The 9102-nt window shown below is 41.1% G+C and carries 12 protein-coding genes; 9 read left to right on the top strand and 3 right to left on the bottom strand.

The genetic code is table 11. The annotated features are described in order from the left end of the window. The 6 genes from ligD to V5N63_RS02840 all read left to right on the top strand — a co-directional run. Positions 1-1717 (top strand): DNA ligase D (gene ligD / locus V5N63_RS02865; protein WP_332032747.1); only part of this gene is annotated, 1717 nt, incomplete at its 5' end. 78 nt (positions 1718-1795) lie between these two features. After that, on the top strand, positions 1796-2233 hold the full coding sequence (locus tag V5N63_RS02860; RefSeq protein ID WP_332032746.1) for a DUF6526 family protein: 438 nt from the start codon (positions 1796-1798) through the stop codon (positions 2231-2233). A 49-nt stretch (positions 2234-2282) separates the two neighbouring features. Further along, complete coding sequence (locus V5N63_RS02855) at positions 2283-2447, top strand: phosphatidate cytidylyltransferase (protein WP_265144541.1); 165 nt, start codon at positions 2283-2285, stop codon at positions 2445-2447. Positions 2448-2467: 20 nt separating this feature from the next. Next, positions 2468-3325, top strand: coding sequence for a glucose 1-dehydrogenase (locus tag V5N63_RS02850; RefSeq protein WP_332032745.1), 858 nt, complete (start codon positions 2468-2470; stop codon positions 3323-3325). A gap of 16 nt (positions 3326-3341) precedes the next feature. Then, complete coding sequence (locus V5N63_RS02845) at positions 3342-4445, top strand: DNA topoisomerase IB (RefSeq protein ID WP_332032744.1); 1104 nt, start codon at positions 3342-3344, stop codon at positions 4443-4445. A 33-nt stretch (positions 4446-4478) separates the two neighbouring features. Continuing rightward, positions 4479-4739, top strand: coding sequence for a hypothetical protein (locus tag V5N63_RS02840; protein ID WP_332032743.1), 261 nt, complete (start codon positions 4479-4481; stop codon positions 4737-4739). A 28-nt stretch (positions 4740-4767) separates the two neighbouring features. On the opposite strand, the gene V5N63_RS02835 is transcribed toward V5N63_RS02840, so the two are convergent. Further along, positions 4768-5214 (bottom strand): DUF6691 family protein, encoded by a 447-nt coding sequence (locus V5N63_RS02835; protein ID WP_332032753.1) that lies wholly within the window; start codon positions 5212-5214, stop codon positions 4768-4770. Between the two features lie 64 nt (positions 5215-5278). Continuing rightward, positions 5279-5860, bottom strand: a complete 582-nt coding sequence (locus V5N63_RS02830) for a YeeE/YedE family protein (RefSeq protein WP_332032752.1) — start codon at positions 5858-5860, stop codon at positions 5279-5281. Between the two features lie 90 nt (positions 5861-5950). Here V5N63_RS02830 and V5N63_RS02825 point away from each other — a divergent pair, with 90 nt between their 5' ends. Beyond that, positions 5951-6136: an SDR family oxidoreductase gene (locus tag V5N63_RS02825; protein ID WP_332032742.1), complete on the top strand. Its 186-nt coding sequence runs from the start codon at positions 5951-5953 to the stop codon at positions 6134-6136. Then, positions 6124-6270, top strand: coding sequence for an SDR family oxidoreductase (locus tag V5N63_RS11900; protein WP_442905771.1), 147 nt, complete (start codon positions 6124-6126; stop codon positions 6268-6270). Before V5N63_RS02825 ends, V5N63_RS11900 begins: the two co-directional genes overlap by 13 nt. 73 nt (positions 6271-6343) lie before the next feature. Here the strand turns inward: V5N63_RS11900 and V5N63_RS02820 are convergent, their stop codons facing one another. After that, the gene (locus tag V5N63_RS02820) at positions 6344-7042 is read right to left on the bottom strand and encodes a DUF1003 domain-containing protein (protein ID WP_332032751.1); all 699 of its coding nucleotides are present in this window, start codon (positions 7040-7042) and stop codon (positions 6344-6346) included. Between the two features lie 208 nt (positions 7043-7250). Here V5N63_RS02820 and V5N63_RS02815 point away from each other — a divergent pair. Further along, positions 7251-9102, top strand: a 1852-nt coding sequence (locus V5N63_RS02815) for a DNA topoisomerase 3 (protein ID WP_332032741.1), incomplete at its 3' end; no start/stop codon positions are given.

Here is a 9102-nt window from a genome sequence, read left to right as displayed (position 1 = left end):
AAAAATCAGCAATTCACTGAAATTTCAGGAGCACGAAATGATTCTGGACGGAGAACTTGTTGCTTATGACAACGAAGGAAAACCAAATTTCCAGTGGCTGCAGCGCATTGGCGAAAATCCCAATCTTAATATAATTTACCAGGTTTTCGATCTTCTCTGGCTGAATGGCCACTCGACGGAAAACCTCAGTCTTCTTCAGCGGAAAGAACTTCTGAAAGAGGCTTTGGTAGAAACTGAACATATCAAATATCACGATCATATTCTTGAAAAAGGAGAAGCATTTTTCATGCAGATAGAAAAACTTGGGCTGGAAGGAATGATTGCCAAAAAAACCGACAGCACTTACAGCCGCGGCACACGAAACGGCGACTGGCTGAAGATTAAAAGTCAACAAACCGAAGAAGTCCTGATTTGTGGATTTACCGCGCCCAAAGGCAGCCGAAAGAAATTCGGGTCGCTTGTTTTGGGACGGTATAATGGGAATGAACTTATTTTCTGCGGCCATACCGGAACGGGTTTCAGCGACAAAATGCTGGTAGAACTTTACGATAAAATGAAACCTCTGATTGTAACGGAATCTCCTTTCAGGAAAATTCCAAAAACCAATGATAAGGCTACCTGGCTGAAACCTGAACTCATTGCTGAAATTAAATTTACGGAAATCACCAGTGATCACATCTTCCGTCATCCGGTTTTTCTGCGTTTAAGGGAAGACTTAAATCCAAAAGATCTGAACTTTAAAAATGATGAAAAAACCAATAATCCGGAACCGAAACCTTTAAAAAAAACAACAATGAAAAGAGATACTGATCAACTGCAGAAATTCGGGAAGCAGGAAGTGAAACTTACCAACCAGAATAAAATTTATTTTCCAAAGGACGGAGTGACAAAAGGCGATGTAATTGCTTATTACCAGAGCATTTCAAAATATATTCTTCCACATCTGAGAGACCGTCCGCAATCGATGAACCGTTTCCCGAATGGTATTGAAGGCATGAGTTTTTACCAAAAAGATGCCTCCGACGAAATCCCGGACTGGATTGAAACCCAAAAAGTTTTTTCAGAATCAACCGACAAATACATCAACTACATTCTCTGTAATGATAAAGCCACGATGGCTTATCTGAACAATTTGGGATGCATTGAACTCAATGTTTGGACCAGCCGGAAAGATACTACCGACAAACCCGATTACCTGGTACTGGATCTGGATCCTTCCGACAACAATACTTTTGAAGACGTAATTCTCACTGCGCAGACTGTAAAAAAAATTATGGATAAGGCAAAAGTGAAAGGTTACTGCAAAACTTCGGGAAGTTCCGGAATCCATATTTACATTCCTGCGGGAGCAAAGTATTCTTTCGAGCAGGTGAAGGATTTTGCACACGTGATGATGCAGCTGGTACAGAAAGAAATTCCCGACATCACCACTCTGGAACGCAACCTTCAGAAACGCGATAAAGGAAAAATTTACCTCGATTACCTCCAAAACCGACGCGGCCAAACCCTTGCAAGCGTGTACAGCCTGAGACCTAAAAACGGAGCGCCAGTTTCAATGCCAATCGAATGGGACGAACTTAAAACCGGGCTAAAACCTACCGATTTCAACATCGAAAACGCACTGCAAAGAATTGAAAAGAAAGGTGATATTTTTAAACCGGTGCTCGGGAAAGGCTTTGATATGCTGAAAGCTTTGGAACTTTTGGAAAAGGAATAATACTTAGTGTTTAACGCTGAAATTCCTTTATCGATACGCTTCCGGCGGCTTTGGTTAAATTTTTGATAGAAGAATTTTATGAAAACTCAAAACTACAGCAATCACAAAAAATATTACGCACCGCATCATTTTATTTTTCTGCCGATTCTCGCGGGACTTCAGGTACTCGGCATCTGGAAATATTTTACCGATAACGGAAACACCCTGGTTTGGCTGCTGTTTTCAGTAATCATTTTCCTGATTCTTTATCTCACCGTGATGTTGAGGCAGCATTACGCACTCGGAAATCAGAACCGAATCATCCGTCTCGAATTTCAACAGCGGTACTTTGAAATCTTCGGCGAAAGGTCTGATAAGGTGATCGAACAGCTTAATTTCAGTCAAATTGCAGCCCTCCGTTTTGCTTATGATGAAGAATTTAAAACTTTACTTGCAGAAGCCCTAAATAAAGACGTTTCAGGTGATGAGATTAAAGAATCAATCACAGATTGGCGTCCGGATTATCACAGGGTTTAGAACAATCGATTCCATAAACATTAAATATAAACCATTAAAAATCACTGTTATGAAAAAATTTATGTTACTCAGTTTAGCTTTACTGGCAATGTTTACCCTTACGGGATGTGATGCGATAGGAACAATTTTCGAAGCCGGGATGTGGTGGGGAATTTTTCTTGTTGCAGTCGTGATCGGACTTATCTTCTGGCTTTTAGGACGGGGTAGAAAATAACGTTCTTAATTCCACAGATCATGCAGAAGAAATCAAAAACCAAAATCCGGCCTTTGCAGAAACAGAATAAGCCGGGACTCGAGGCTAAACTCTCGCCCCCTCCTGAAAGTGAACCCATTCAGCAGAATGGAAAGCTAAAAGGCAAAACCGCCATCATCACCGGTGGCGACAGTGGCATTGGAAAAGCGACTGCCCTGCTTTTTGCTGCGGAAGGCGCTGATATTGTGATTTCTTACCTGAGTGAAACTTCCGATGCAAAGGAAACCAAAAAGGAGATTGAGACGTTAGGTAGAAAATGCATCCTCATCAAAGGCGATCTTGGCAGAGAAAACAACTGCAAAAAAGTAATCACCGAAACGGTTAAAACTTTTGGTAAATTTCATATCCTCGTCAATAATGCCGGCATTCACTGGGAATCCGAGAAAATTGAAGACATCAGCACAGAGCAGCTGATGAAAACCTTTCATTCCAATTTCTTTTCAGTTTTCTGGCTTACGAAATATGCCATGAAATATTTGAAGAAAGGCAGCTGCATCATCAACACTACATCTGTTACGGCTTACCGCGGAAGTGATCACCTGATGGATTATGCTGCAACCAAAGGCGCAATCCTGTCTTTTACGAGAAGTCTTGCCGCAAATCTTGCACAAAAAGGAATCCGTGTAAATGCGGTGGCACCAGGACCCATCTGGACACCACTAATTGCCTCTACCCTCTCTAAAAAAGCAGTTTCCGAATTTGGCAGCGATACGCCAATGAAGCGTGCCGGCGAACCGAATGAAGTAGCGACTTGTTTCCTCTTCCTTGCCAGTGAAGATTCCTCTTTCATGACAGGACAGGTATTGCACCCAAATGGTGGGGAAATAGTTAACGGTTAAAAAACTGAATGATCAAATGAAAACTTCCGAGAGCGATGTTGTAATCTCACTGAGTCCCTCAAAGATTGTAAAAATCATGAAGGACCCGGTAAAATCTGCCAAGGCAGTAAGTCTGGTGTATACGAATGACCGTGAATCAGACGGAATTACCCGCAGAAAACGCGGCAAAAAATATGTGTATTATTACGGTGACGAGAGAATAAAGGACCAGGAAGAAATCCAACGCATCAATAAATTGGCCATTCCGCCTGCCTGGGAGAATGTCTGGATTTGTGGTCTGCAGAACGGTCATCTTCAGGCAACCGGCATCGATGCTAAAAAGCGCAAACAATACCGTTATCATCCAATTTGGAACGCACTGCGAAATCATACGAAATTTTACAGAATGCTGCAGTTTGGCTATACACTTCCTCAAATACGTCTTAACCTCGAAAAAGATCTTTCACTGAAGACTTTAGAAAAACGAAAAGTACTGGCCGTTGTAGTGAGTTTAATGGAAAGAACCAATATTAGAATCGGAAATAATGTCTATGAAAAACTTTATGGTTCCTTTGGTCTTACCACATTAAAGGATAAACACGTCAATATAAAAGGTCAAAAAATAAATTTTTCATTCAAAGGAAAAAAAGGCATTTATCACGACATCGACCTGAAAAATGGAAAACTCGCAAAAGCCGTACAGAACTGTAAAGACATTCCGGGGAAAGAACTTTTTCAGTATTACGACGAAGATGGCAAAAGACATCCCGTAGATTCCGGAATGGTGAATGATTATCTAAAAGAAATAAGCGGCGACGATTTTACCGCAAAAGATTTCCGGACCTGGTCAGGAACTGTAAATGCGCTGATCGCCTTCAAAGAAATCGGCGAAGCAGAAAGCGACACTGCCTACAAATCAAAAGTAAAGGAAGCGCTTGAAATGGTCGCTGCCAATCTTGGAAATACGGCGACCGTGTGCCGGAAATATTATGTACATCCTCTCGTCATCAACCTTTACGAAAACAAATCGATTAAAAAGTACCTGGACGAACTCGATGAGATTGAAATCGATGACGGAAAAGCAGGACTCACAAAAGAGGAAGCCATTGTGATGAAAATCCTTGAAAACGAAAAACTGTAAATCCAATAATCAACAACATTAAGAAAACATATTATGAAAATTGAACTTCAGGAAAACGAAATTACCATCGTGAAATTAGGTCCGTCTCAAGAAGAAAACGGCGTAATGAAACGTGAAGTAACATTTGAAATTAATGGAATCGAATTCCAGCGCAACATTATCCTTGGACACAACGGCACAGGAGCAGATTTTTCCGATCCGCAAAAATTTTACATGATGAACAAAGATCAGGTTGATGCCAGCCTCATCGTTTATTTATCCGAAAATCATCTGTATGACAATCTGGAAAAATAAATATTCTTAGAATCACATTACCTCTTAATTAATGGGGTAATTTTTCTCTGAAATATCCGTAAACCCAGGTTCCGACAATAGCGCTGAGGAGTGTTACAACAATTACGGTAGCACCGTTACCGATTTGTGCAAACAGTGGACCAGGGCATGCGCCAGTAACCGCCCATCCAAAACCAAAGATCAGCCCGCCATAAATCTGCCCTTTATTGAATTCCTTTTTATGAAAAACGATTTCTTCTCCGTAAATTGTTTTAATGTTGAATTTTTTAATCACCCTGATTGAAATCATCGCGACCAAAATCGCACTTCCAATGATTCCGTACATATGAAAAGACTGCAGCCTGAACATTTCCTGAATGCGGAACCAACTGATGACTTCGGCCTTTGTAAAGACAATTCCGAAGAAAATTCCCAGAAGCAGATACTTTAAATTATGATACCAGCGGTGTTCCAGCATGCTTTCGTTAACACACATACTGTCCAGAGACCTCCTTTCCAAATCGTCATTTTTATTGATATCGTTTTGCATGTGTTTAATTTTAAAGCGAAAGAATAATTGGAAGTAATACATTGGCCATCAGGAAACCGCCGAGCATAAAACTGATGGTGGCAACTAAACTCGGGAGTTGCAGGTTAGCTATTCCCATGATGGAATGTCCGCTCGTGCAGCCGCCAGCATAGCGTGTGCCAAAACCTACAAGAAATCCACCGCCCACCATCATCACAAGACCGCGAAGCGTAAATAGCGATTCCCAATTCATAAGTTCCGCCGGTACAAGATTTCTGAAATCTGTAATTCCGTAACCTCTTAATTCTGCAGCCAGATTTGGATGCACTTCAACCGGATTCGGATTTGTAAAAAACATTGCTGTAATTATTCCTCCCACGAAGATTCCGAACACAAAAAATAAATTCCACACCTCTTTTCTCCAGTTGTATTTGAAGAAAGGAATGTTGGCCGGCATACAGGAGGCGCAGATATGTCTTAAAGATGATGAAATCCCGAAATTTTTGTTGCCGAGGATCAAAAGTGCCGGAACAGTAAGTCCGATGAGTGGTCCGGCGACATACCAAGGCCACGGCTGCTGCATAAATTCTATCATAAATTTTAATCTTTCTATTTTATGTTTGCTGAAGACCAATGCTCATTCTTACTTCTTTATCACTTAAGATTACACATTGACTTCTTTGCGAGCTGCAAATTTACCTAATTGTTTTCAAACATATTTTTCATTTTCCAGCCTTTAGCTTCCAAACACGGCGTGGCAGGAGTTACAAAAAGTGCGGCGTGGGAATACGAAACCGAGAAAATCCGCGTGAACGCCATTGGTCCCGGTTTTATCTACACCGGAATGGTGAACGAAGAAACGTTGGGAAAGGGGCGATTAAATTTCTAGAATCCAAACATGCCTTCGGCAGGCTCGGTCATCGCGAAGAAGTTGCAGCGATGTGTATGTTTTTAGCTTCAGATCAGGCTTCTTTCGATAACGGAAGTTTTTATCCGGTTGATGGAGGATATCTTGCGGTATAACTTCGTAAAAATCATGATAAAAAGTAGGTTTCAATTAAAGAAATCTGCTTTTTTTATCTTTCATTTCTGAGTATTAAATTTTCTTGTTTTGTATGACTTTCATTAAATCTTCCAGATAATCGGTTTGTACTTCCTGAATTTCAAGGAGCTTTTTGTTTTGGTTCACGAGAAGATGATCGATTTTTTCGCTCAGCAACTTGATTTCGAGTTCTGCCTTCAGATTGATTTTATAGTCGTGTTCTCCGCGGATTCGGTCTTTCTGTTCCTGACGGTTCTGGCTCATCATAATAATGGGCGCCTGTATGGCAGCGATACAGGAAAGAATAAGATTGAGCAGGATAAACGGAAACGGATCAAAAGGTTTGACAGTTAAAATCCAAAGATTAGTCACCATCCACAAAATAATAAATACGAAGAAAGAAATAATAAAATGCCAGCTTCCGCCAAATAAGGCAACTCGATCGGCAAACTTCTCACCAAAAGTTAATTCGCCATCCATTTCATCTTTGATGTTTTCTGAAAGAATGGAATTGTTTTTAATCGCATCCATCACATCAAGGTCGATGATGGCCAGTTCGCCTTTTTCCTCAGCGATCAGCGAGGTAAGGTAAAGCCTCCTGTATCTGTTGAGTTCGTTCAGGGAAACAAAATCATCCTTAGAAAATCCCGGATAATCTTTTTCTATCAGGCTATAAACACCAGTTCGGATGTCCTGACCTTTAATCTCTTCTCCTTTACAAATTTTATTTTTACTGATGTAACTGGTCTGCATAAATTCAAGACATTGCGAGGTTATTAAACTTAAGATAAAGTTAGTCAATATTTCCAACTTATCGCGAAAAAATACAGATCTTCACAAATGAAAGGCTGAGGTTTTTATTGAATTTTAGAACAGTGCGTTCGTACAGTTGATATTTTTAAAATCCTTTATTCAGAAAAAAAACGCAAATTTGCACCCGTCCTCAAAATGAAGCTGCGTTATGAAACTATGTATTGCCGAAAAGCCAAGTGTTGCCAGAGATATTGCCAAAGTATTGGGCGCCGACATGCCTAAACAGGGATATTTTGAAGGTAATGGGTTTTGGGTAACCTGGACTTTCGGACACCTCTGCACCCTCAAAGAACCTCAGGATTACAGCCCGCATTTCAAATCGTGGGACCTTATCTTTCTGCCTGTGATTCCACAGAATTTCGGTGTTAAACTCATTCCGAATCCCGGCGTTGAAAAGCAGTTTAAAATCATTGAAAAATTAGTTGAAGATTGCGAAGAAGTCATTAATTGCGGGGATGCCGGTCAGGAAGGAGAACTCATACAGCGTTGGGTTCTACAGAAAGCCAAATGCCGCAAACCCATGAAAAGGCTCTGGATTTCCTCACTTACCGAAGACGCGATAAAAGAAGGTTTTGCCAACCTGAAACCTGCCGAGGACTATCAGAATCTTTACCTCGCCGGAAATGCCCGCGCGATTGGCGACTGGTTGCTGGGCATCAATGCAACGAGGCTTTTCACCCGCAAATTTGGTGGCAACAAAGGCGTTCTTTCTATTGGGCGCGTGCAGACTCCTACCCTTGCGATGATTGTGCAGCGGCAAAAAGAAATCAACGCTTTTACAACCGAAGAATACTGGGAACTGAAAACCAAATACCGCGATGTACTTTTCGCAGCGGCAATTGACCGGCTGAAGACGAAAGAAAAAGCAGAAAAAGGCCTGGAATATCTTAAACAGCATGAATTCGAAATCATCGCTTTTGAAATTAAAGAAGGTAAAGAAAAAAATCCCAGACTTTTTGATTTAACGGCACTGCAGGTTGAAGCCAACCGAAAATTCGGCTATTCAGCAGAAAATACGCTGAAATACATCCAAAGTCTTTACGAGAAAAAACATACCACGTATCCGCGAGTTGATACGACATACCTGTCTGAAAATCTTCATCCGAAAATTGAGGGAATCCTGCGTTCGATGAATTTTTATGCCCAGTTTACCGCACCACTGCTCACAAAACCGATTCCAAAATCGAAAGCGGTTTTCGATGATTCAAAGGTAACGGACCACCACGCCATTATCCCGACTGAAATTCCGCCTTCTTCAAGTTTATCGAAAGAGGAAAAACTCATTTATGATCTGGTTGCCAAGCGTTTCATCGCTGTGTTTTATCCGGAATGTAAGATTTCAAATACTTTGGTGGAAGGTCAGGTCGGTACCATTCCATTCAAAGCGTCAGGAAAACAGATTCTGGAACCCGGCTGGCGCGAAGTATATGCTTTCGAGAAAAAAGACGAAACCGAGAAAAAAGACAAAGACGAAGAACAGACGATTCCGGAATTTAAAGTTGGCGAAAAAGGACCTCATAAACCCCTAATTCATCAGGGAAAAACCAGTCCGCCCAAGCCTTACACCGAAGCAACGCTGCTGCGTGCGATGGAAACTGCCGGAAAACAGGTTGATGATGAAGAGCTGCGGGAAATGATGAAAAACAACGGTATCGGGCGACCTTCTACCCGTGCCAATATTATCGAAACGCTCTTCAAACGCAAATACATTGAAAGGAAAAAGAAAAATATCCTCGCCACGACCACGGGTGTAGAACTGATCGACACGATTGAAGATGAACTCCTGAAAAGTCCCGAACTTACGGGAGAATGGGAATTTAAGCTTAGAAAAATTGAACGCGGCGAATATGAAGCCAATCAGTTTAAAGACGAATTAATCACCATGGTTACGGAACTTACCAGAAAAGTAATCAGTGAAAAACCTAAGATAATTTCTTTCAATGACGAAGTTCAACCTAAAGAAAAGAAAGAAAAAGCACCCAGAAAAACAACCGTAATTT

It is taken from the genome of Kaistella sp., from assembly GCF_032060305.1.
Classification (GTDB): Bacteria; Bacteroidota; Bacteroidia; order Flavobacteriales; family Weeksellaceae; genus Kaistella; species Kaistella yananensis.
The sequence above is the reverse complement of the archived record's forward strand: the minus strand, read 5'-3'. Positions and strand labels throughout refer to the sequence as shown.

What these genes read in the sequence shown, in the direction of transcription:
- V5N63_RS02860 (WP_332032746.1), top strand. Translation starts at nt 1,796, where the DNA reads ATGAAAACTCAAAACTACAGCAATCACAAAAAATATTACGCACCGCAT.
- V5N63_RS02855 (WP_265144541.1), top strand. Translation starts at nt 2,283, where the DNA reads ATGAAAAAATTTATGTTACTCAGTTTAGCTTTACTGGCAATGTTTACC.
- V5N63_RS02850 (WP_332032745.1), top strand. Translation starts at nt 2,468, where the DNA reads ATGCAGAAGAAATCAAAAACCAAAATCCGGCCTTTGCAGAAACAGAAT.
- V5N63_RS02845 (WP_332032744.1), top strand. Translation starts at nt 3,342, where the DNA reads ATGAAAACTTCCGAGAGCGATGTTGTAATCTCACTGAGTCCCTCAAAG.
- V5N63_RS02840 (WP_332032743.1), top strand. Translation starts at nt 4,479, where the DNA reads ATGAAAATTGAACTTCAGGAAAACGAAATTACCATCGTGAAATTAGGT.
- V5N63_RS02835 (WP_332032753.1), bottom strand. Translation starts at nt 5,214, where the DNA reads ATGTGTGTTAACGAAAGCATGCTGGAACACCGCTGGTATCATAATTTA.
- V5N63_RS02820 (WP_332032751.1), bottom strand. Translation starts at nt 7,042, where the DNA reads ATGCAGACCAGTTACATCAGTAAAAATAAAATTTGTAAAGGAGAAGAG.